Raw genomic sequence first — 24,023 nt, 5'->3', positions numbered from 1 at the left:
TTGCAACTAAACCAAGGAAACCATGCCAAGATGCGAATGGATTTTCCAGTCAAATCAAAAAAGCCGCCCATTTGGCGGCTCCTTAAGCTTTAGGCAAACCTATCGAAAATTGATGGGGAAAGCCCGGTAACCCCTTGAACATGAGGACACCCTCACTGACTAAAAACCAGATTCTGTACACGATATAAGAATAACTTACGAATTGACGTGACATTTCCAATATGCTGAATACGACGTCCCCTGCTTTAACCAGATCACTAGAATGGTGCTGCTCTTGCAGTTCAGCGACCGTTTGTAAGATAAGCGCATCCATTCGATTCTCTTCGCAGCCGATGACCCTGTCCTCTTCCCAGAATCGAAGGACATGATCTTGTCCTGCCAGCTCCAGCCATTCGGATTCGTACCGTCTCCTTAGATCCGAGTCCAGCGGAATCCCATCACCGTAACTTTTGACGATTTCGATGTAGGTCCCTCGCTCGATGAGTGCCTGCGAAAACGGAGCATCATCGTGTCCCGAATCTTTGAGAATTTGCGTGACATTCACCACATGAACGGGGCGTTTCCGCTCCCTCAGCAAGTACGATGCAAAGCGAAGCCCGGTTTGATCATGGGCGTTATCCGCGCACCATATAACCACGGTCTTGCTCTCCGGTATGGTTTTTAGCGTTTCTATCATGCGCTCGATTTGGTGTTCCAGATTGCTCGTGTAAGAAAAGTAGTAATCTCTGTCATGTTCCATCAACCAGATTAGCCTGCGCTGCTGCCCTTCCGCTGTGCTTAAATCCCTGATAGGGCCAGTGGAAAAGCATTCATTAAATGCCAATACGCGGGATTTCTCCCGATTCCCCACTTGACTGAGCGCTACTTTTAATGAACCGGCATTCGAGAGGCTGAAAATGATATGAACATGCGTTTGGAGATTCTCCTCCTGCAGCCGCTCATGTTGAACGATCTCTGCATGGTGTTCGATCAGCTTGTACAATCGCTCAGCAGCCCTTTTCTCTTCATGCCCGCCGTTCGTGGCATCCTGGATCGCTGTGTTCAGCAACCGACGGAGTAAAAGCCCATTCTCTCTTTCCCCAAACCCTTGCAATTTCTCGTATAGCTTATCGATAAGGATCCCTCCGAAGCGAAGTTCAACTGTTTCGTCACTCCTTGTTAGTCGAGCAGCTGCCGCGTTTGGAAGCAGCATCCAATACCGATTGGATCGTTTGCTCCTCCAAGTATTGATTCAACTGCCGTTCCGCACCGTCCATCACCTGTTTGACCAGACATACGCAAGCACCCGGCTTGTCTTCGTTCCTGTCGCTAGGTTTCTCTTCAGTCAACAATCGATGCTGCTGCGATTTGAGATTGGAGCATTCAAACAGCTGCTGCCTTCCTTCGATCACCTGGATCACTTCTAAAAATGTAATCTGCCGGGCAGGCTTTGCCAGCTCATAACCTCCGTTTACCCCCGGCACGGCACGCACGATTCCGTCCTGTCTCAGCTTGGACATGATTTTGGACAAATAGCTTTCCGAAACGCCTAGTGTCGCAGACAGCTCCTTGATTCCGATGTTGTGGTCACGCTCCGATTGAGCCAGATGAATTAAGGCGTGCAGAGCATAATCAACGCTTTTGGAAAACTGTATGGCGGTTTCCTCCTTTGCTTTATTTTATTTACCATAGACCCATGATATCCATTATATTGTTTCAGTTTCTTATTTGCAATGAATCCGCGAGGGTCAGAATAAACCATGGTGACCAGAATCGAACATGAAAAAGCCGCCAAAACGGCGGCTTCGCAAGCGCAGCTTCATACGCTTCTATGAATCTCGGTTAATGTTTATCAAGGTTACGCCTCCTATTCATCAATAGGCACGTCTTGTTGTTTGGACCTGCGGCCATTATTTTCGAGGATCGTATAACCCCGATGTGTTCTTGAACCATTCGAATATATGGGTTACGCAAACCTTGAGAACAGCGTAGCCGGGAACCGCCAACAGAATGCCGACAACGCCGAACAGATTACCGGCTGTCAGTATGACAAAGATAATCGTAATGGGATGAATCTTGAGCGTTTTGCCCATAATTTGCGGAGAGATGAATTTGCCCTCGATCAGCTGCACGATCGTCCATACCGCTACCATCTTCAGCAGCATTACCGGAGAAGTGACCAGAGCCACAATCAACGCGGGCGTGATCGCAATGGCAGGCCCCAAATAGGGGACTACGCTGGTGAACGAGGCGATAATGGCAAGAATAAGCGCGTAATCCAGGCCGATGATCATGTACCCGATGTACAGCAGAATACCGATGCAGACACTGACAATAATCTGACCGCGGATGAACGAACTGATCTGGTGATTGATATCCTGAAGCACATGCAGGATCCCCGAACGACTCTGGGTCGGCAGGTACGACAAGATTTTCCGAGGAAGCTTTTTGCCGTCTTTCAGCATATAGAACAGGACAAAAGGAACCGTAATGATCGACAACACGATTTCCGTAAACGCGCCAAGAAAACCGCCTACCTTGCTCCATGTCGAGTTCAGGATTTCGGTTGCTTTCTGCGTTATCGTGCCCCACCACTCCTGGGAGTTGATGTTCACGGCCTCCTGCAGCTGACTATACAACTGGCTGCCGGTAAGCTCTTCGAACTGCTGCCTGACCTTCTCGCTGTATGTCGGGAAATTGTCAATGAGACTCATAATCTGGGTGCGGAGCACCGGAATGACCGCCAGCACCACAACCGTTAAAATTCCGGCAATCAACAGATATAATATCAGGATGGACCATCCGCGTTTGATTTTCCTTCTTTCCAACATATCCACCAAGGGATTCAGCAAATAATACAGGATTCCGGATAAAATGATCGGCAGTACGATCGTCTTGATCAAAACCGCGATCGGATGCAGCACAAACGAGATTTTGCTTAATACCATGATGTTTAAACCGACCAGCAACAGAACAAGCAAAAGCAGCACAAACTTATTGTTAAGAAAAAAGCGCTTGAACCGATCCGGCCAAATGCGAGGTTGCTCCATATATGTCCTCCCTTATTTAGGTTTATCGATTCCAGACACAAAACTTGCATCGATGCAAGCTACTCATGGCGTCGAGATCATCGAGCATAGCTTCGCTGACTCCATTCTTTTAACTATAATGTTTCTTCAGGGCACATGTCCAGTCAACCCAGGGCCAGCGTGAGGCTCGCGCATTTATGGGCGGTCATATTTTATTTATAATGGAATAAGCCTGCGTGTCATGAAGACACACAGGCTTAGGCTGTAATTACAAACCTCGATCTTATAAATATCGGGAAATGATGCGCACTAATTTTGCTGGCAGCTCATTCAGGTTGGTAATGTCCAGGAACCTTTCAGCTCCATAAATCCGGCTAATGACATCTTTGTCTTGTCCGATGGCCGCGGCCAGAAATTTGACTCCTTTTCTATCATATTCGGATAAGGTCTGCTTCATGTCTTGAATGGCAAGACTTCCGGTATAGTCTTCCATCGCCTTAGGCTGCCCGTCGCTGATGCTGATCAACAGCTTGGTCTGCTTCGGTGAAGCTGCCAGCCGTTCCGCCATGATCCTTAACGCCATACCATCCCGATTGTTGCTTCTCGCGCGGATTCCCATCAACCTGAAGCGATCGCGAACATCCGGATGATCATAGTCGGCATAAGCGAAGATCGACATCTGCTCCAAGCGGGACACATCGGCCGTATCGCCGTAGATCAGAACAGGAATATGGCAAATCTGACAAAATTCATAGACCGCAATGACCGCTCGCTTGGCTGCCTCCAATCTACCGAACGCAGCCATCGATGCGGATTCATCGACCCTCAGTCCGACCACAAGACCAGGGGATTCCGTCGGAGGACGTTTCTTGGAAAATAACCTGAAGTCCCGGTAGGCTACGCTGTCTGCCTGAAATTTTGATCCATAGTATTGATTTTTGGCATACTCCGCGGTGATTTCGTGCTCCAAGAGCGGCAGCGTTTTTCTGGCGATTTCCCGTACAACGGGCATAAGCCCCTGACTTAACCGCCCATATTTCTCCTGTAGGTTCGGATCATAATCAGGGCGATGAACGATCAGCTTTACCGACCGATGAAGGGAATCGGACACGATTTCTCTGGAAACCCGATTCAGCTTTTTGCGGAAATCCCGTTCCTTCTGCTTCTCCTCTTCCGACATGGGCTCAGGATTAGCCTGGTGATAATTCGGCGTGCCCTCCTCGCCCGAATCCGTGCTCTCCATCTCCGCTGATTCATCCGATGAAACGGATGTGCTGCCTTCGCTCTCAGCGGATTTTTTTAAGCGGATCCCTTCTTCCCCGACTTGCTGATCCGGATTGGAGTCAACATCCATATCGATTTCCCAGGTTGAGATCTCCACGGCATCCCCTCTTCGTTTGCTTGGGGGTTCAACCGGAATTTCGTCCAGCAGCCCCAACAGGCCTTGGCCTTCCAGCGCATCTTCCAGCAGTTTGATTTCTTCCGGATCGGTCGTAATCTTGTAGATCACTTTGTGATAAAGGGATTCTCTTGCAGAAGTTCCCTGAGCCACGGCATCCGACCAATAGAAATAGGAACGCATGCCGGCAACCCCCTTAATGGCATTGGCCCGGGCTGTTTTGTCTAACAGAATGATGACCCTTGCGAGGATGTCCAGCATTTTATCGTCCTCGTAGCCGATTTTGGCCTTTGCGCGCTCCATCATCATATCCTTGGTTGGCAGATCCATTTTCTCCGAATGCTGTATCCTGTCTCGCAATGCTTCATTTAGCGGCCTGGATCCCGCATAACTGCGGTTGGCCGTGATCACCGCAATGAAATCCGGATGCCTGTGCACGATACCCATCGGCAGATTCAGCGTGCCGCCGGGCTCCAGCGCGGAATTCAGCGCCATTAATACGGCAGCATCACGTATCACGTTCGGTTCCTGTATTTCCAGCAGATAGCCGTTCTGAAAGGCTCTGACGATCTCGGAAGCGTAAAATCGATATTCTATCGCCTTATTCTCTGCAGCATTCGCGGTCAGCTTCAATACATGCTTCATTTTCGCTGAAGCATGCTCCCGCGAAATTCCCAAAGCCTCCATTAGAATCTCCGTCCAACTTCGAAAGCCGTCACTATCGTATAGGGCTTTCAAGGCAGCCTGATCGGCAGGTTCCAAGTGCTCTATTTGATCGGAAGTAATGACCGGTAAAATGGCTCCGATAATATCCGATTTATCCATATCGGCAAAACATGTAACTTTGGTGTAGGGGAGCCTGAAGTTCGCGGATAAAGCTTTGGCGAGCTGCGTCTTTCCGGATCCGGCATCCCCCTCTAACAAAACATTGGCGATTTTCATCTCGCCCCGATCCCAATTCCGCTTAATATCATTCGAGATTCGCCGTTCTTCCTCACTTACTTTATGCGTTAACGGTTTTGTCCACACAAGGCTCTTTTCTTCTTCGGTCAATGCTCTCCCGGGAGACAGCACGTAATATTCATTGTCATTCTGTTCTAGCATAACCTATCGCCTCCTAGCTTTTCCCAGCGTGGAAGGACACTCTCGCTCCATTCCCCCGCTATCTGGGATGCCTCCTCATTATTCGTACCCCAATTCTTTCAATGCTCTGGTTAATGTCCGCAGTCTTTCACCAATCATCTCGCCGTTATCGCTCAAAGCCTCGTTAAACAGCCTGATATCCTCATGGATCTGTTCATTGTCCGTGCATACGGCTACCGTCATGGCGCTTCCCTGCAGCCCGATCCGGTCGATCACGGGATTCTGCGGATCATAGAACTGCTCGTATCGATAGGCTTCGCTAAAATGCGCCAGTGCGCTGCAAACGAGAATAGACAAATCCAGAATGCGATGAATCGGAAGCTCTAACGATTGTTCGGTTGCTTGCTCGTCCGCATCTCTCCATACTCTGGCGGCAACATTTGCCTGGCCTTCCTCGTTACCTTGAGACAGTCCGAGGGATAACGCCCTGACATCGGTGGCGCCGGCAAACCGCCCATCGACCTCCCCGTAATTATCCGACACAATGACAGGCTTATGATTCATAGAAGCGTGTATGTTCATCATTTATCCTCTTTTCTCAGAAATGGATCTTACATAAATAATTCAAGTGCATCGTTTGCCATAGAACATATAAGTAATGATTAATGATCATTGTTTTGATAAACATTTATATTATTTATCTATTTATATAATAGACATATTTTATTTTGTTGTAAACACCTGACTGGTGACGCCCAGCAAAGCGTGAATTTATGAATTGAACAAAAAAGAAAAGAAGCATCCCCTTGTTTAGGAGATACTTCTTCGGAATTAATGATGGTATGGTCTGTTTCACCGACAGTTCTCAATTTCAGCTGCTTCGTTGCTGGAACACGGAGAAACCCCTATTGTTTAGCTGCCAAGAATTCATCCAGCTGACGCTGTATCTCGGCGACATATTCGTCAATCCCAGCCGCCTTCAGTTTCTGGATCGCTTTGGGATACTCTGTCTCAAAATCGACAAATCCGGAACGGATCGCAGCTAGATCTTTGCCTGCGACTTCTTTCAAGGATGTCTCGATCAACTTAACCTTTTCGTTATTGAATCGGAATCCCAAGGATTCGGATCGAACAGCCTGATCATCCCAGCTCTTATATTGATCGATGGATTCCTGGGCCACGTTCGGCCCGAACAATTGGTAATTCTGGTTTCTAAACATCCATTCATAGAAGAATTCGCTCGGGGTGAGCTTATTGATTCTTCCGTCCACGATCTCGTAGTCCTTGCCTTCGACGCCATAGAGAGCAAACTGGTAATTTTCCTTGGATTTATAAATCCAGTTCACAAACTTCATGGCTCCTTCCGGATTCGGAGCATTGACTGGAATGCCCAGAACTTCCCCGCCTGTGGCGGTCACATAACGCGGCTTATCCTCGGCTAGCAGATAGGTCTTAACTTCGGCATCCGGGGCATTGGCTTTGATGGCATCGACGATTTCCATTTCCTTGCCCAGAGATCCTTCCACCCATAAATATAGGCCGGTCTGCATGCGGGAGTCTCTCTCGTTGTATTTGATGGTCAAATCCTCTGTGTATAAACCTGCTTCATACATTCCCCGGTTAAATTTCGCCACTTCCTGGAATGCTTCCGTTTCATAATAGCTGTATGCTTTCTTGCTGTCTTCCCCGAATACAACCAAATCTTCGACGGCGATCCAGTTATATTGTTCATCGGTAAAGTATCGAGTCAACGGTTTGAAGATAATGTCGGCGGGTCCTTTCATTTCAGGAAACTTCTCTTTCGCCTTGGTCGCGAATTCTTTTAAATCGTCGGGTGTCTTCACGTCGGTCATCCCCACGGCTTCCAGAATATCCTGGCGGACGGCGACCAGCTGGTACATGGCCGAGGACGGTGCATAGGCCGACGGAATGCCGTGAATTTTCCCATCGATGGTTGCGCCTTGAAGCTGTTCCATCGGCAAAACTTTCAACATATCCTGACCATATTCCTGGATTAAATCATCCAGAACCATGGCTTGTTTCTTGTTGACGATCGTGGAAAGATCAGGAAGACCATCCCAATACAAATCGATAGGTTCGTTTGCGGCCAGCATGATATCTTTCTGTTCCCAATACTGGGCCCACGGCACATATATGACTTCGACCTTTAGACCGAGATCGGCAGCCATTTTCTCTGCGAATTCATTGTTTAAAAATTCGTTCATGCGATCGCTTCGTTCCCCCGGATACAAAATCGTGACGGTTTCGAGCGCGGCTGCCCCCTCTTTTTTGCCGCTGCATCCTGCCATTACCGAAACGGATGCGATCAATAAAACCAACAAGATCAGCATTTTTTTTGCTTTCATGAAAGACCCTCCCTATGAAATGGTTAATCTATGTTAAAAGCCTGAATCGGCCAATAACCACGCAGGTGTCTATTCTTTTACCGCTCCGGCCATAATCCCGTGCACGAAGTATTTTTGAATGTACGGATACAGGAAAATGATCGGACCGATCGTAATGACCGTAATGGCCATCTTCACGGTTTCGGCAGGCAATGTGATGTTGCCCGATGCCCCTGACGGAATTCGTCCGGAACTTATCGCATTGACGTTCGACAGAATGTTGTAGAGGAAATACTGCAGCGGAAACAAATCGCGTTCGTTAATGAAGATCAGCGCGTGCCACCAATCATTCCAATATTGAAGCGCATACATTAGACCAACCGTCAGCAGTGCGGTTTTGCTTAACGGAAGGGCTATTTTGACATAGATCGTAAAATAATTGGCGCCGTCCATCTCGGCCGCTTCATATAAAGATGGAGAAATGCTTGCAAAGTACGTTCGCATCAGAAACATGTTCCATACGCTGAATATGGACGGCAGGATCAAAGCCAGAATGCTGTTCTTCAACCCGTAATAATTGACGCTGACCATGTACCACGGTATCAAGCCGGCCGAGAAGATGATCGTAAAGTTGCTAATGAAAGCGAGCACGTTGCGGTATTTCAGCTTTTTGATAGATAGGGAAAATGCAATCATGCTGGTAATCAACAGAGCCCCAAACGTCCCCACAGTGGTTACAAACAGGGTAACGCCGTAGGATTTGAGCAGTTTCATCCCACTATTAACAAAGATATATTTATATGTATCCAAGCTCGGGCTCAGAGGGATGATCGAATATCCGTTTCTTGCAACGGCCTGTTCCGAAGAAAAGGACACGCTTAACGTTAATACAAGAGGATACAGACAAACGAGTGCGAATAAGCCAATGAATGCATAGGCAAAGGCAATCACCAATTTATCGCCAAGCAATCTATTCTTTTCCATCATCAAAATAGACCCTCTCCGTCGTTTATTTTCTTAGCGGATTTGTTAGCAGCCGTAATCAGGATCAAGCCCATCAATGACTGGAATAGCCCGATGGCCGTCGAGTAAGAAAAGCCCAGCGTACGCATCGACTGATAAACGTAGGTATCGATGACTGTTACTTCTTCAGCCAGGACCGGGTTGTTGCCAACGATACCGTAAATCATCCCAAAGTCCCCGTAGAAGATTCGTCCGACGCTCAGCAAGCTCAAAACGATGATCGTTGGCTTCAGCATGGGCACGGTCAAGTAAAGAATTTGCTGCAATTTGTTGGCGCCATCCACCTTGGCCGCTTCGTATAGGCTCCCGTCAAAATTGGACATCGCCGCCATGTAGACAATGGAGCTGTAGCCGCTCCATTTCCAGACGCTCGACAGAATGATGATCCACTTCCAATACTTTGGCTCCGAGTACCAGGAGATCGGCTCCGCACCGAAGAACTTCAAAATATGATTCGCTACGCCCACATCCGTGGAGAAGATTCCGTACAGAATCGCACCGACAACAACCCAAGATATGAAATACGGAAAAAACATCATGCTTTGCGCGATCTTTTTGTAGGCTTTATGCCGGATTTCATTGATCAGAATGGCAATGCTGACAGGAATGATAATGCCTAAGATGAGACCGAAAAAGTTGATATACAGCGTGTTATAAGTAACCTTCCATCCCATGCTGTTTTCCGAAAAAAAGTATTTGAAGTTGTCCAGACCCACAAATTTGCTGCCGAAGATGCCGTCGACCACATTGAAGTCGGTAAACGCCATCCATATCCCGGCAAACGGGATATAGGAGAACATGATCAGCACGATCAGCGCGGGCACGCACATGAGATACAGGATCCTGTGTTTTTTTATTTCATAGAGAAATCCCTTGACAGCCGAACTCATTCCATCACCCCTTTGCATGTGATTACACGACTAAGCTGTAATGCCTTGCTGCAGCTTCATCTTTAGTTCATCCAGATCGATCACGGTACCGGTAATTCTTGCCTCTTCCGCGGCATAGGCCATCATATGGCTTTCAACGGACATGTCGATGGAGGATCTGCTGCTGAAGTCGGCATTCCCCAGATTCTCCAAGAAGTCATTCATCAGACCGGTATCGCCGCCGTTATGTCCGCCGCTCACCGTTGCCGGCCGAATGACGGTTTGCTGAACGGGTTCTGCCATATTGGAGTTAAAGCGGGTGACTTCGATAATGTTCAAGTTATCGTCGCCTCGGATTTCCCCATGCTCGCACATGATTTTGAGCGTACGGTACATTTTGTTGGTGAATCCGCTTAAATTAAACGTTGCCGTTACCCCGTTTTTGAACTCGATCAGGGTGACTTGATGGTCGCATACATCATTGTCAAGCCGATATACGCAGCGTCCGTAAGGACTCGTTGCTAGCGCTTGGAGCAGTCCCTCTTCGCTCTGGTCCGCCGAAATGACGGTAGCGGGCCATTGGCCCCTTATAGGCAAATAGGCTTTTCTTGCGTCGAATCGGCAGTTCGCGGCTGCCTTACAGTCGAGGCATCGTTCCGCACTGCCTGCCGGTGCATTCTCCTCTTTGAAATACGTAAGGCTTCCATACGAAGAGATGCGTTTCGCCCCGCTGTCCACAAGCCAGGATAGAATATCCATGTCATGACAGGATTTCTGCATGATGATCGGGCTCGCCAGATCGCTTCTTCTCCAATTGCCTCTTACGAAGGAATGTGCCATATGGAAATTGCCGATGTTCTCGTTGTGCTGTATGGTCACGATTTTCCCGAGTTCATTGCTATCGATGATTTTCTTAATTTCCGCAAAGAAGTTCGTATATCTGAGCACATGGCATACAATCACCTTGCGGCCTTTTTCATTGGCTTTCTCCTGAATTCTCATGCATTCTACCGGACTTGGTGAAATGGGCTTCTCGAGCAAAATATCATAGCCAAGATCAAGCGCCATCATCGTTTGCTCGTAATGGTCCTTGTCCATGGAAGAGATGATAACGGCATCGCAAATTTTCCCCATTGCATAAAACGCATCCACGGATGCAAATTGTTTCTCTAGCGGAATCTGAAACTCATCCGCCGCTGCCTTTCTTCTGCAGGCATCCGGCTCGATCACCGCCACAATTTCCTCGCTTTGGTAAGCGTGCCTTGAATAGATCATGCCTCTTTGTCCTGCACCAATTAATGCTAGTTTCAACTCCATAACCTCCAGCGAGCTCGTATTTGTCTAGATCGATTATTCTTGTCCCGGCATCTGGGGATCTTCCAGGGGATAATATCCTTCCGGATAATAAGTGTCCCATATATTCTTGAGGGGATCCTCGCGGGAGGCTTCGACTTGTATCGTACCCATCTCATAAAAACCATCCAGTTGCCGGTTCTGTATATTCAGCGTCAGTAAAGAACGGTCTTCGAAGCAGAGCGCTATGCCAAGTGAATAGGTTCCCGCCGCGATGTCCTGCAAGTGAACGATCTCGTTATGGACAAGGTCGCCGGTTAACCAGGAATGCGTTGCCGCGTGCAGCGGAAATTCATAGGACACGTCTTCCTGCTTTAGCTGCAGCCGCAGCTGAAATTTCCGATAGATTCTTGAGCTTCCCGAATTTACGAACCAGAATCGCAGCGGCAGGCTCCCGCTTCCGGACACCGTTTCCGGGTAGGTTAGCCGACGTAAAGCAAGGTTGTAACCAAGCCCTAAGTTTACGTTGGACATCCCGGCATGCCAGCGAAAGGCCTCCCGTCTGATGTGGGAACCGCCAGCTTCATCGGTCGCATGGAGGAACACCGGGTAGCTCTTCCATACCCGCTGCAAATGATGTTTGGCAAAGGCTTCGCAGCATTCGATCCAGTTCTCCTCGCCGCACTTCACCAGCAGGCCAAAGCCGCGGACACGCTCCTTTAAATATTGAATCAGCGGTTCATTCTGCAGATCGGCAACCAGCGTCTGGGACCCAAATGAATCGATATAGGCGTTCCATTCTTCCTTGCTGTTTGCCAAGGTCGAGATCATAACGGCTGCAAGGCGTTTATCCGAATCGATCATACTCCCTACTTTTCGGATCAATGCCGCATAACATGCTTCGAGGCTATCCTTCGCCCATTCTGGCAGGTCCGGCGTCAGGAAAAGAACAGGATTCGTAATCGCTTTCAATACCTTTTCGATCCCTCCGAGCTTATACTCTCCTCGCGCAGGTTCTAGTTCCTTCCATGAAAAAGCCGCATATTCGAATCGACCGTGGCTTGTATCGTACTCCTTGACCGATAAGGGCTTCGGCCTGATTTTGACGGTTTTATACTTCTCGTGGCTCTCAAGCGAATATTTCCCCATCCTCTTCGCTCCTTTGTAAATGGCTGTCAACGGTTCCGCGGAACAATTCTATATCTGCGTCGGTTATATAAGTCATGCTGCCAATCCGGCCGATATCTTCCTTCAGCACGATCATGCTTAACGTATTGAATCGGGCTCCGGTCCGCATATACTCAGCAGCCGCTCTTTGCAGCGAGGTCGTATATTCGCCGGTATTCAACGCCGGATCAGCATTCCGGTCTCCAAAGACTTCATAGCGCAGCATGCCGTCCCCTTCATCGGTGGGATAATTATAAAACTGCCGTTGAACGTGGACGATATTGCTTTTTTCATTGTCCAAAACGAGCGAGAGCCTGGTATCATAAAGCCAGCTTGAACTCCAGAAGCCTCTAATGGGCAATTCCGGAAAATATCGATCATAGAATTCGATGGCCATCGCCATGGAATTCCTAAGCCTGTCCGGCGTGTACCCGGGCCCGGATGGAATGTGAAGCGCCAACAGGGTATCCCCTTTTTGAAGCACGGTATCCCAGTCCTTCTTTAAGATCGGCGTTGTTTCTCTTTCGACGAATCCCATGGGATTGATCCGATTCGCGATGATGAATTCGGCATTCTCCTGCCATTCCGATGTGAAGCGGCCTTGAGAATCATAAACGTTGTTGATTCCATTCCGCTGTCCATCGCTGCGGAAATCCTCTCCGGGATGGCGAAGGGCAAGAACTTCCTGCGTATCCCTATGGCGGAACATGGTGAAGGAATCCTCGAATCGGTACGGAATAAAATAGAAGCGGTCCAACAGAAAGATGGAGCAGGTATAGAAATTCATCACCCACGGGAAATCATGAACCTTGGCATCGCCCTGCAGTGCCAATTTTTCCATTTGCAGCTTCAGCGGTTGATGCGGAATGTCCTCATAATAGATTAGGGGTACGGAACGCTTCTCCAGCATCTTCATGGAAGGCACCACGCAGGCTAGCAGCAATAAAAACGAATATAATTCGCCGTGCTTCTTCATGCATGCGGGCGTCATATTGGTATAATGGGCTTCATCACAGCGATTGCGAGCCGAGCACAGATCCTCCACCAAAAATTTGGTGAAATGAAACAATACGGCGTCTTCCTCTATCGCTAAAATCCCCTGTTCAATCCATTGCCGAGTCTCCTCGGGAGTCTGATATCGCTCAAAGATTCCATTCAAGAAGCCCCTTGGTATGAGATAGGGCTCGCCATCCGGTAGATAGCGATCATATTTTGCTTCCAATCCATCAGGCAGATAATCAAAATCACAGATCGCTGTTACTTCTCTATAATTCATCGGCCTTTCCATTAGCCTGCCTCCCCCTTTCGACGAATAGCTTACCCATCGGGTAAAAGCCGTCTTGATATCCCGTGATTGCCAGCTGGATATTCCCGATTTCCTTCACGCCGGTTTCGATGCCAATCTCCAACATATACTCACCCGCCGGCATATCGATAGGAAGCGAAAACCTTTCTATCCAAGCAATATCCTCATCCGGGAGCCATTCCCTGATGTCTTCACTGCTATGCAGCGTAAACGATCGACATTGGCCGGTTAACCTCACCGCCAGCGGATAACGATGATAAATCGGAGCGACGCCGACATTAGCCCACAACGCATCGATGTTTAGCTCTCCGCCAACGTCCGCTATCGAATCGTACGCGAATTTCCTTAATTCGAAGCGGTAGCCCATCTTGTTAATCCAAGCCTTGACCTTCTCTTTCCACGGTTCCGGCACTACCGTCCCTTTGTTGTTAAAGGATGAAATATGCCACTTGAGCGTTTCTTGTATGATATAGTCGATATCCCAGCCCTGCAGATACCAGTCATTCATATGCCAGCATGCTTCGAACAGGATCGGCGCTTTCTCCCAGGCATCGCCCATCTCAAAATTCTGAATATTTTGCGGATAGAAATCGGTCATATGCGACCACTGATCGCCATGAAAGCCGCCCATATCCCCCAAGCAATCCACGCGAAATCCGACTTTGGCTTTGCGTTCATTTATGATCCCGATCGACAGCGGATCATGCAGCAGTGCCTGGAGAGGCGTTATTTTAAAACCGTCCAAGTAAGCATCCGTTATCTGCTTAATCGCGCCAGTCGTTAGAAATTCGGTTCCGCCGCCTTCCCCCCAGGCTCCGACTATGGTCAAATCGATCGAGCTGATAAGCGGATGGCCGTCAAAGCGGGCGGCAAACGCCTTGATGAAATCAGACCAATACTCGGCATATGGGGTGGTCAGAGGGTCTACTCTCCAGAACGGAAACTCGGGTTCCTCCGGATATTCGGCCCGGAACCAAGACGGAATATCGTCTTCTTCGCTTAATGCATATGGCGAACAGCGCACCACGGCAGTACAGCCTAATGATTTGGCGTAATCCAGCTTTTCTTCCAACACGCTCCAGTCGTAACTCCCTTTATCCGTTTCGATGTCACGCCAACGAACGCTGCAGAAATATACTTTGCTGTCCGGATGATTGTACGTCCTGCTGTCTTCCGCAAACTTGTATTTGCGCTGCGCTTCCCCCCGGTTATCAACAATCCGTTCCGGATCTCCCATCAAGCCCGGCGCCGTGGTAAAGCCAATCCCCGGATTGGTCAACATTTCATCCGATATCATTGGGTAAACCGTAACTCTCTTGTTCATATCCCAACTCCCCCATGTACTAAACAGAAGCCTTTGTTTGTTACGTTGTTTGTTGCGTTAAATCTGTTTTATTACACAATTTGTTTAGTGATTTCATGTTATATCATTCGCATGTTATCTGGCAATATCAATTTTGAAATACTACGAAATTTCTAGTGACAACGCATGGAATATACATGTCACTCTTGATTTTGATTAAGGAGGAATGTAAAATGAAGTAACGTAACGATATTACGCAACAAACAACGTAACATAGTCTGTAATAAAAGCAAATCATTGTTTACAATGTAACATTCCTATAAACTCTAAAATGGCGATTATTAGTAACTTAAAAGGAGAATGTGTTTATACATGAGTACGATTCGGGATGTTGCTAAACTTGCAAATGTATCCACAGCCACCGTGTCCAGAGTGTTAAACAATGATACGAAGTATAAAATCACGGACGAAACCCGGGAAAGGGTTTGGCAAGCCGTTACGCAGCTGAACTATAAAATCGCATCAGGGCCCAAGCGCAAGGTTTCTGCTCAGGACCCAGCCGAAAGCAAATCGCATATCAAAATCGGATGCGTCTTAAGCGTCACCAAGGATAAATACAACGATCCCTACTTCATGTCGATCTTATCCGGCGTGGAAGAACGCTTGCTTGGCGCCGGTTACAACATGTCCTTTATCCGGACGGGAATTGAATTGAACGACAGCAAGATCCTATTTAATACATTTAGCGAACCGATTACCGGCCTCATTCTCATGGAATCGCTCGATCACGAGACCTACGAATATATTCGCAAGCAGGTCCCGTACATCGTAGGGATCGATACGGAGCGCGGGGATATCGACAATGTCGGCTACGATCATTACAATGTCGCTTCGATGGCCGTCAGCCATCTCATTGAAAAAGGCCATACCCGAATCGGATATATCGGGGGCAGCGGATTATCGAGCAACCTCAAAGACAGCCGTCGTTATCGGGGCTACTACGCAACCATGCATGCTGCCGGATTGTCGGTCAATCCCGATTGGGTTATTGATTGCATGTGGGATGAGGCGGTCTGCATCGAAAAAATCAATCATCTATGTACAACCCGAAATTTCCCGACTGCCTTCTTTGCCGGCAGCGATTTAATGGCTATGGCCGCCCTCAACGGCCTGTATAACAACGGTATTTCCGTTCCTGACGAAGTAGCGGTTATTGGGCTATCCAACATTGAGGTATCCAAGTATTCCAATCCGCCGCTGTCTACGATCGATGTGCCGATGAAAGAAATCGGCATGGTAGCTGTCGATAACTTAATCGACCGAATCAACGGAAACAAGCTGCTGCCCAAAAAGGTGATTTTGCCTACCCGCTTGGTGGCACGCAGCTCAACTTAAACGGCTTAATCACGAATTGTTAATTGCCTGCTCGGAAAGGAGGTGAAGGGTTCGATTTCTTGAGAGTAAAAGAACAATTCTGTGAGGAGGTTTGACATGAAAGCACGGGGTATCCATTGGAAGCAGCCGTTTGCACTAATTATCATGACGGCCATTCTACTTGCCTTATTCCCTTTTCCCCGCTTTACTTGGTCTGCGGAAACTGCCTCTGCCTCTATTGTTGTTGACGGCGATCCGAGCGACTGGGAGGGCATTCCGGCCCTATCCACGAATACGGGAACGGCTCAAATCTTAAAGGCTTCCCATGACGACAAGAATCTTTATCTGCTTGTACAAGGCTCAGGCCTTAGCACTACGATGGGAAGCTTCTGGTTGAATACGGACGGGAATGCTTCTACCGGATATCAAGCTTTTGGCTGGGGCACGACAGGCGTTGAGTGGCTTCTCGAGAACCAATCCTTATACCGCTACTCAGGCAATGGAAGCAGCTGGAACTGGAATTTTTCATCGACTCTGACTTCTTCTCAATATGTACGTTCCTCATCTGTGATTGAAGCAGCGATCCCTCTTTCTACGCTTGGACTTGGCGAAGGCAGCAGCGTGAGCATCGGGTATCTGGATAACAATTCGGATATGCACCGCCTGCCGGCACAGAACCAGCCGCTTCCGGTCTATACCTTACAAGCACATCATCCGGGAGGCAATATGATCGAATTCTATCCAACCGAGCTGAATGATCCGTTGAATAACCCGTTTAAAGGCTGGGCTCCATCCGCAAAATCTACCAATTATCCTCAACCTCATCGGCTGGTATATGCCGGCGTGACTTGGAAGGAGTTTGAGCCGACGAAGGGCAATTATGATTTCAGTGCGATTGAAGCCTCCAATCATTTCGACTATTGGAAAAGCCGCGGCGTCAAGGTAATCCTTCGCTTTATTCTGGACAGTCCTTCCGGCGTGGCTCACCGGGATATCCCGGATTGGCTGTACAACGACATGGCAAGCCTGGGACAATCGCCGGGCAAGGCCTATCGCGACGATACTGGAGGCATGGGAGCCGGCAACAACACGGGCTTCTCTCCTAATTACAGTTCCGACTATCTGATCGCCAGGCACAAACTTGCAATCGAGGCGATTGCGGACCATTACGACTCCCCGGATAGCCCGATCGCTTTTGTGCAAATCGGTTCGCTCGGACATTGGGCCGAATTCCATACCTGGCCTTATGTCGGACCGAACGGGGAAAGCAACTATACGGGGGCATTTCCTCCGAACAGCGTATCCAACCAATATATTCAGCATTATATCGATGCCTTTGCCGATCAGGAGGATCACACGCAGCTATTGATTAGACGCAGCGTAGAGCTGGCCAAGAATAACAACAAGGGTTTGATTCTGGGAATGTACAATGACGTCTTCGGCGATCAGCCGAGCTTCGATTCCGAATGGGGCTGGTATACAGGCACCCAGAACGGATATTGGGATGACATCGGCCAGCAGCAACCCGCCCATGCAAACTTTTGGGACACTCGCGTCTCCGGCGGCGAATTCTATGGTGGTGCTTATGGCATGAATGCTGCGCTTACGTCAGGCAGCGGCTTCAATGAGACCCTTCGGCAAACCGAGCTCAGCAAGCCAAGCTGGCTGGGACCGAATTCTCCGGCTTCCCTGGCGGTGGGGAATCCATTGCAAGGCAACATCGATACGCTCAAGAAACGAATGGGTTATCACTTTGTCGTAAACAAGGCTGCATACCCGCAAGTAAATAGCGGAAGCACGCTCGAAGTATCCGTCACGGTGGAGAATAAGGGGGTTCAACACTTCCCATTCAATTGGCCTCTTGAAATCCAGCTGCGCAGCGGCGGCCAGATCGTGGCACGCCAAACCACATCGGCGGACTTAACGACCTGGAGAACTGGGCAGCACACAGTCACAGGCTCTCTTCCTACGAATACACTGCCGAGCGGTACTTATGAATTAGCCATAGCGATTCTCGATCCATCGACGAACCAGCCGGCGGTTGATTTCGCTAACACAAACCGGCTTTCAGACGGAGCTTATAAGGTCGGTTCATGGACCAAATAGCATGATAAACGGATTTCAACTATCATAATAAAAAGAGCAACAGATGGCCGCGTATCATTCACGGCAACTCTGCTGCTCTTCCTTCATTTAAAGGCTATAGATCATGAACGCCTGGTTCTTGCTCATGATTCCAGATGAAATGCTGCTTCAAGCTCGCGGATCCGTTCATCATCGATGTGGATGACATCGCCTAGCGTTCTCGCCGACAAAATGGACTTCGCGCTGTACTCCGCAACTTCCAATCGATCAAAAGCGTTGAGCAGGCTTTGACCGGCAACGATTACGCAGTTATTGTTCACAATGGCAATCGGCGTATTGGCTTTAAACAGCGAAGCGGTACGCTCAGGCTCATTATACACCGCATGAAAGGGGAGCTTCGGCGTTCCACGAAGCAATATATAGCTTTCCGGTATCGTCCTCGAATCGAAGGCCGTATCGGTGACCGCAAATGCCATAATGTTGGGAGGATGCGCGATAATGACCGAATGGACATGCGGCTGCGTGTTATAGATTGCTTCATGGAGGAGAACGGATTTGCTCGGCTGTTTGCCCGCTTCCGCTTTGCCGTTCTCTATGCGGACGAGGTCTTCCGGTTCCAGATCATTGCGGTCTTTGCCATATGGCGTGATGACAAAATCGTTTCCTTGCAATCGATGGGAGAAGGTGCCCTGCGTGCTGGTGAACAATCCCTGTTTATACGCGCGTTTCATCAATCCGCACATATCGCGGCGCAGCTCTTTTTCTTCCGACGTGCAGGAATCGCGGATGAACGTATCCATCTGCAGCGTGCTTTTGTTGCGCACGGTTTCGTAATCCTCATCGGTAAGCAGGACCGGTTTACCGATTCGACGTGCCTCAATCTCAAGGCGTGCACAGAAGTCGAGGGTTTCGAACCGACGAAACGCTTGAAAAAGATCCTCTCCCCCGACCACGACCCCGTGATTCTCCAGCATGACGGTGTCGATCCCTCGCTTGAAGACGGCTGCGATGTTCTCCCCGAGCTGCTCGCTTCCGGGCAGCGCATAAGGCGCGATTCCGATCTCGCCGCAAATTTGCCTTTCGTTCGGAAGCAGCCTTGTATCCGGAATGCGCCTTACTATGCTGAACGAAACCAGTGCAGGCGGATGGGCATGAATGATCGACTTCAAATCCGGGCGGGCTTGATAAATGAGCCGATGAAAGGGAAATTCGCTGGAAGGCTTGTGAATTCCCTCTACCCTGCCGTCCTCCTTCACGCATACCATATCCGACCGGTTAAGCGACCCTTTGTCCACCCCCGCTGGCGTAATCCATATATCCCCGTTATGGTCCCTGATCGACAAATTGCCCCCCGACGTGGTGGTCATCCCATGGTTGTAAATGCGATTGATAAAGAGAAGAAGCTGATCTGCCGGATGCATAAAATCCTGATTCATTCCTGCCACCGCCTTATCCGAATGTTTTTGTTTAGTTTTGTTTGTTTTTATTATACTGTTTTTGCTGTCGATTTTCGAGGAGAAATGTGGCAAAAACAATAACAAAAGCCGTAAATAATAATGATGATGATCCTGAACCGGAACGTAAAAAACAGGGATGATATCATCCCTGTTCCCCCCGTTTTGGCAACTTTAGAGGTTCACACCTCTGACATTATGGAATAAAATCAACCATAGGATAGTCTGCAGATGGGGAGTCCAGCAGCGGCTGTGGTGCACCCTTCAGATGATAATCGAAAAAAGCAGCGACATACTCTCGATGGGCGGCGATCGTCCGTTCAGGCTCAGCTGTCCCGATAAATTGCTGGACAACTCGCGGCGAAAGGCTCAACTTCTCTTGAAGCTGTGGAAGGAGCGACTGATAATCTGTAAACGTATAATGTGCTCCCTCGGGTATGCTTAAATCGAGCTTCCAGCCGGTCGAATGCTGCCAGAACGATTGACGGTCCATCGCGGTTAGATGGGAATCAACCTCGCCCTCCTTATTGTAGCCTGAGTTCATGAGCATGAAAGGACGATCCAAACCGTGCACCGCCACCGGGAGCGGGTTATCGGGCATATACCCCATCGTTCCATCCATATCGATGCCGGCGTCAACCCGGTCATCCTCATACATCACCTGAGCAGCGGTAGCCCCTCCGGCAGAATGTCCGAATATTCCGATCCTTGACAGATCCCATGTTTCTTGAAGTCCCGCGGGTAAAGGCTGATCGCCTGGATGAAGGCCTTCCTTTATGAGTTCGAGTTGATCCAATACATATTGGATATCATCCACTCTTATCTCTAGCATTTTCAGTACCGTTTCTGCACTGAAAGGCGGTAATGACTCCGTGGCCACACGTCCATCGGGAAACTGGACCGCAGAGGCTTCATACGTATGATCGACTGCAACCACTACATAACCTCTGCTGACCAAGTCTTCGACTACAGCCGTCCCGAAGTTTCTTGGAACAGACCCGCCAGGTGTGTAGATGAGGATCGGCCACCCATCGCCGTTGTTCACTGGAGGCGCATTCACCCAAGAGTGTGTGCCGATACCGGATAGATCGACTCTGCCGGGATCCAACCCGATCGTGGAGATCGTGTTTTCATCGTAATACTTTGCTGCTTCGGGCTGCATGTACAAAGCCTTCTGCTCGCTTTTCCCCGTGGCCGGGTACCATATGCTGACCATCAGCTCCCTGTCTCTGTCCTGTTTCCATGGGTCCACCCGGTTGTCATCCTTGAAGTGCATTTCCATCGACCCCACAGCGTATTCTCCAGTAGGTTTTGGAAGCTGTAACTGGATTTTCTCTGCCGGGCCCCTTTCATCCTGCGTTGCAGGGGTTTCAGTGCCGAAGAATATGCCAATCAGAACCAGAAGACAGACCGTAATGGCGATAACTGCAATTCTTGCCACGGGGGCAGCCTTTCCATGGACGATCCTGCTGATGGAGTTGACCGTGAGCACATAATAAACCGTATAGATCATGATAAACACAGCGACGCAGATCAGGATGGGCAGCAAGAGACTGGCACCTGCCATATTGCTGAATAACCTTTTCAATAATTGCAGGATGACCATGTAGTGGGCAAGCCCGATCGCGAGCGGCAAAGCAAAAATGAAGGCGTTCTGCTTGATGATAGCCATATTGATTTCTTTTCCGCTTACGCCGACTTTTTTAAGAATATCGAACCGAGGTTTGTCTGTCGCCGCTTCTGTCAATTGCTTGAAATAGATCATGCTTCCTGTTGCCATGACAAAAACGAGCCCCAAAAATCCTAATATAAACACATTGAAGGCCGCCTCTTCGATCCCAAGCCGGTATTCGGAATAAAAAGAAGACAAGTTCGATTCCGGTGTCTTCAGCGCCGCCAGCGCGTCGGCTGTGTGCTTCGTCGTCTTCTGTTCCTGCACGGCATATCCGACATAGCGGGTCGGCGAAACTTGAGCCTCGATGTTGTCGTAGGTGCCGTTACTTACAACAATCATCACATCCGGATAACTCCAATTGATGATTCGTTCTACGGTCATCCCCGCAAAAGCAAGGGTTAGCCGTTGATCAGGCAGTTCGATGTCGACCGTTTCGCCTTCGTAATCGGACCACTCATAATCCGTATACATGGGCCGGATCGCAACGGCTTCATCCTGTTCGATCGGATCAAGAACGGGAAAGCGCAACACCTTTGCCACCTGGTTGTATTGATCGATCGAAACCACTTTGAGCGGGGTTTTATCGGCTTCGATCATTCTCTCCGGAAGGATCTCTGGATCGGAAGCCTCCCCTTTTGTCTCCAGTACCGGAATCGTCATTTGCGCTATAATCGGATGCGCTTCATCCCCGCGTATGATATCGTCTACATTCTGATTAAAGGCTTTGTCCTGGGCAATATACATGTAGCTAAACGGTGCCGTGAGCTTCGATGTTTTGTCAAAAGTGAAATATGCACCTAATCCGACACTGAAAGCGCACAGAGCTGCTGCGGATAACAGGGAAATGACGCTTAACAAACGAGCGTTTCCTTTAATCCGGTACACCAAATTAGAGGTGATGACCAGATTCATGCCTTTATAATAACTTCGCTTTCTCTTCTTGGCGGTTCTCAACAAGACAATGACCAAGGAGGAGAAGAGCAGAAGCGTTCCAGCGATAATACCGACAGTCATCACGCTCAGGTTGACAAGAATTTCTTCGGTGACGGAAAAATCGCGGAAAGCGAATCCGTATCCCGCAGCAAGACAGAGAACTGCACCCACCGCCGATAGAAACGACGCTTTCGGTTCCTGCTCCCCTTTCTGCTCCGCGCGAAACAATTCAATGAGTTTAAAGCTGTAGATCAATCGATAGCCTTGGATCGACGTCGCCAAAATAATCACCAAGAACACGATGAGCGTATGAACCAGCGCGCGAAGGGAGAATGCCATGCCTACCTGTACAGGCGTCCCCAGCAGTTTGATTAATATCATGGCGAACAGCTTGGATAACAATGTGCCGATCATAATTCCTATGATTAAAACCGTTACCCCAATGATCAGGTTTTCATAAAACAGCATTTTTCCGATCTTTTTTTTGGGCAAACCAAATAGCGCGTACAAGCCTACTTCCTTTTTACGCTGTCTCGAAAAAAAACGGTTGGAGTACATGATAAAGACAGCAACAAACACAATCAATAGGATGGACGCCATCATAAAAACGGATTGCATGCTCTGCGACGATTCGATTGAACTTGCAATTTCTTGGCTGTACTGCAAAGAAAGGAAAGTATAATAGATAATGACGCTGAACAGGATGGAAATGAAATAGATGGCGTAGTTTTTGAAGTTCCCTTTCATGTTCTTTTTCACGATGTCAAACAAGGTCACTTGCATTTCCCCCCAGTACGGTCAATACATCCAGTATTTTTTTGAAAAAGTGTTTGCGGGATGCCTCGCCTTTCGTCAGTTCCGTGAAAATGCGACCGTCCTTAATAAACAGCACGCGCTTGCAGTAACTTGCCGCAAACGTGTCATGGGTGACCATCAGAATCGTTGCCTGATCATATTCATTCAAGTCCCTCAGGCTCTCCAGCAGGTCGGTCGCCGATTTCGAATCCAGAGCGCCGGTCGGCTCATCGGCCAGCAGCAGGCTGGGGCCGGAAATCATGGCGCGTGAAGCCGCAGTCCGCTGTTTTTGCCCTCCGGAAATCTGATACGGGTATTTGTCCAGAATCGGGGTGATGCCGAATTTGTCCGCGATCTCCCCCACTCTAAACTCCAGTTCTTTGACATTCATCTTGGCCAGCGCCAAGGGCAGCAGGATGTTCTCCTTCACGGTTAAAGTGTCCAGCAAATTGTAATCTTGAAAAATGAATCCCAGTTTATCCCGGCGAAAAGCGGATAACTGTTCCTCATCCATCTTCAGCACGTCCATCCCGTCAATCACAACGTCTCCGGAGGTAGGCTGATCGATCGTCGCCAGCACATGGAGCAAAGTCGATTTGCCTGCGCCCGACGGCCCCATGATCCCTACGAACTCTCCCTCCTGCACGGACAAATCGATATCATCCAAGGCGGTATAGACATTTCCTTTTACGCCATAAACCTTTCGAACCTGAGCCGCGTTCACTACCATTTTCATGTTGATCTTTCCTTCCTGGTTATCAATATAGAAACAATGTCAACACGATTTCGAAATCATGTATTTCTTATCCTGATCTTAATACAGGTCACCTTTACTTTAACTTACAACTTCCCTTTCAACCTTACATTCCTGTCACATTAGACAAAGGAAGCAGCCCCGGAAACTTGCTTGT

The 24,023-nt window shown here is 48.8% G+C and carries 17 protein-coding genes; 2 read left to right on the top strand and 15 right to left on the bottom strand.

The annotated features are described in order from the left end of the window. Positions 1-82: 82 nt before the first annotated feature. The 12 genes from MHH82_RS14865 to MHH82_RS14810 all read right to left on the bottom strand — a co-directional run bounded on the left by MHH82_RS14865 (position 83) and on the right by MHH82_RS14810 (position 14,817). A complete protein-coding gene (locus MHH82_RS14865) occupies positions 83-1,048 on the bottom strand; it encodes a DUF1835 domain-containing protein (RefSeq protein ID WP_340966470.1) in 966 nt (321 codons plus the stop codon). Between the two features lie 100 nt (positions 1,049-1,148). After that, positions 1,149-1,634 carry an RrF2 family transcriptional regulator gene (locus MHH82_RS14860; protein ID WP_015735125.1) on the bottom strand — a complete coding sequence of 162 codons (486 nt, stop codon included), beginning with the start codon at positions 1,632-1,634 and terminating at the stop codon, positions 1,149-1,151. A gap of 255 nt (positions 1,635-1,889) precedes the next feature. Further along, complete coding sequence (locus MHH82_RS14855; protein WP_015735124.1) at positions 1,890-3,029, bottom strand: AI-2E family transporter; 1,140 nt, start codon at positions 3,027-3,029, stop codon at positions 1,890-1,892. A 262-nt stretch (positions 3,030-3,291) separates the two neighbouring features. Next, positions 3,292-5,511 (bottom strand): AAA family ATPase, encoded by a 2,220-nt coding sequence (locus tag MHH82_RS14850; protein ID WP_340966468.1) that lies wholly within the window; start codon positions 5,509-5,511, stop codon positions 3,292-3,294. Between the two features lie 78 nt (positions 5,512-5,589). Then, the gene (locus MHH82_RS14845; protein WP_015735122.1) at positions 5,590-6,072 is read right to left on the bottom strand and encodes a DUF6530 family protein; all 483 of its coding nucleotides are present in this window, start codon (positions 6,070-6,072) and stop codon (positions 5,590-5,592) included. A 323-nt stretch (positions 6,073-6,395) separates the two neighbouring features. After that, complete coding sequence (locus MHH82_RS14840) at positions 6,396-7,856, bottom strand: ABC transporter substrate-binding protein (RefSeq protein ID WP_213578490.1); 1,461 nt, start codon at positions 7,854-7,856, stop codon at positions 6,396-6,398. Positions 7,857-7,925: 69 nt separating this feature from the next. After that, positions 7,926-8,822: a carbohydrate ABC transporter permease gene (locus MHH82_RS14835; RefSeq protein WP_015735120.1), complete on the bottom strand. Its 897-nt coding sequence runs from the start codon at positions 8,820-8,822 to the stop codon at positions 7,926-7,928. Further along, positions 8,822-9,748: an ABC transporter permease gene (locus tag MHH82_RS14830; protein ID WP_009590570.1), complete on the bottom strand. Its 927-nt coding sequence runs from the start codon at positions 9,746-9,748 to the stop codon at positions 8,822-8,824. The genes MHH82_RS14835 and MHH82_RS14830 overlap by 1 nt, the downstream gene beginning before the upstream one ends. Positions 9,749-9,778: 30 nt before the next feature. Then, a complete protein-coding gene (locus MHH82_RS14825) occupies positions 9,779-11,044 on the bottom strand; it encodes a Gfo/Idh/MocA family protein (protein ID WP_340966465.1) in 1,266 nt (421 codons plus the stop codon). Positions 11,045-11,077: 33 nt separating this feature from the next. Continuing rightward, complete coding sequence (locus MHH82_RS14820; RefSeq protein ID WP_340966462.1) at positions 11,078-12,169, bottom strand: DUF4832 domain-containing protein; 1,092 nt, start codon at positions 12,167-12,169, stop codon at positions 11,078-11,080. Then, positions 12,150-13,475 (bottom strand): acyltransferase domain-containing protein, encoded by a 1,326-nt coding sequence (locus MHH82_RS14815; protein ID WP_015735117.1) that lies wholly within the window; start codon positions 13,473-13,475, stop codon positions 12,150-12,152. Before MHH82_RS14815 ends, MHH82_RS14820 begins: the two co-directional genes overlap by 20 nt. Beyond that, a complete protein-coding gene (locus tag MHH82_RS14810) occupies positions 13,453-14,817 on the bottom strand; it encodes a DUF4832 domain-containing protein (protein ID WP_015735116.1) in 1,365 nt (454 codons plus the stop codon). The genes MHH82_RS14815 and MHH82_RS14810 overlap by 23 nt, the downstream gene beginning before the upstream one ends. A gap of 351 nt (positions 14,818-15,168) precedes the next feature. Here MHH82_RS14810 and MHH82_RS14805 point away from each other — a divergent pair, with 351 nt between their 5' ends. Both MHH82_RS14805 and MHH82_RS14800 read left to right on the top strand, forming a co-directional pair. Further along, the gene (locus tag MHH82_RS14805) at positions 15,169-16,191 is read left to right on the top strand and encodes a LacI family DNA-binding transcriptional regulator (RefSeq protein WP_009590609.1); all 1,023 of its coding nucleotides are present in this window, start codon (positions 15,169-15,171) and stop codon (positions 16,189-16,191) included. Positions 16,192-16,287: 96 nt separating this feature from the next. Then, a complete protein-coding gene (locus MHH82_RS14800; protein ID WP_036663166.1) occupies positions 16,288-18,276 on the top strand; it encodes a DUF4832 domain-containing protein in 1,989 nt (662 codons plus the stop codon). Between the two features lie 122 nt (positions 18,277-18,398). Here the strand turns inward: MHH82_RS14800 and MHH82_RS14795 are convergent, their stop codons facing one another. The 3 genes from MHH82_RS14795 to MHH82_RS14785 all read right to left on the bottom strand — a co-directional run bounded on the left by MHH82_RS14795 (position 18,399) and on the right by MHH82_RS14785 (position 23,848). Continuing rightward, entirely contained in the window at positions 18,399-19,691 is a 1,293-nt protein-coding gene (locus MHH82_RS14795; protein WP_015735114.1) for a class II aldolase/adducin family protein, read from the bottom strand. A 214-nt stretch (positions 19,692-19,905) separates the two neighbouring features. After that, the gene (locus tag MHH82_RS14790; protein ID WP_260871300.1) at positions 19,906-23,100 is read right to left on the bottom strand and encodes an FtsX-like permease family protein; all 3,195 of its coding nucleotides are present in this window, start codon (positions 23,098-23,100) and stop codon (positions 19,906-19,908) included. Continuing rightward, positions 23,081-23,848, bottom strand: coding sequence for an ABC transporter ATP-binding protein (locus MHH82_RS14785; RefSeq protein WP_015735112.1), 768 nt, complete (start codon positions 23,846-23,848; stop codon positions 23,081-23,083). The genes MHH82_RS14790 and MHH82_RS14785 overlap by 20 nt, the downstream gene beginning before the upstream one ends. Between the last annotated feature and the right edge of the window lie 175 nt (positions 23,849-24,023).

The organism is Bacillus sp. FSL K6-6540 (genome assembly GCF_038007545.1).
This window is presented reverse-complemented; position numbering and strand designations above follow the sequence as displayed.